A 662-nucleotide genomic window follows, 5' to 3' on the forward strand; every position below is an offset into this window, starting at 1 on the left:
TGTAATCCCCCCGAAAAACCCCAGTAGTTATAAGTAGAAAATTTGTTATCCTATTTCCAAGGAGTTTTCTATGCGTAAGTCACGATATACTGACAACCAGATTTTAGCGATACTGAAGCAAAATGAGCACGGCGTGGGGGTTCCTGAGCTGTGCCGTGAACACGGCATGAGCACAGCAACTTTTTATAAGTGGCGAGCCAAATTTGGTGGGATGGATGCTTCATTAATGCAGCGTTTAAAGGCCTTAGAGGAAGAAAACAGGCGTCTAAAAAAGATGTATGCCGAAGAGCGACTGAAGGCGGAAATCCGTCAGGAGGCACTCGAGGGAAAGTTGTAAAGCCATCTCAACGCAAGGAGATGGCGCAAGCAGCGATTAGTCGTTATGGCATCAGCATTCGTTTTGCGTGTGTGGTGATGGGGATTAGCGAAAGCAGTTACTATTACCTCCCTAAACTCAGCGATGCGAATGCGCAGATTGCGGATTGGCTATTGCGTTTGACCACAACACATCGACGCTGGGGGTTTGGACTGTGCTTTTTGTATTTACGCAACGTGAAAGGCTATCGTTGGAATCACAAGCGTGTGTATCGTATTTACCGTGAGCTAGAGCTCAATTTACGCATTAAACCGCGTCGTCGCTTAACACGCGATAAGCCGGATGC

At 47.0% G+C, this 662-nt stretch carries 1 pseudogene; it reads left to right on the forward strand.

Going from position 1 to position 662, the window contains the following annotated elements:
* Positions 1 to 70: 70 nt before the first annotated feature.
* A pseudogene (locus AC2UZJ_RS12515) lies at positions 71 to 662 on the forward strand (transposase); the annotation flags it as partial.

It is taken from the genome of Paenalcaligenes sp. DL 309 (genome assembly GCF_057475285.1).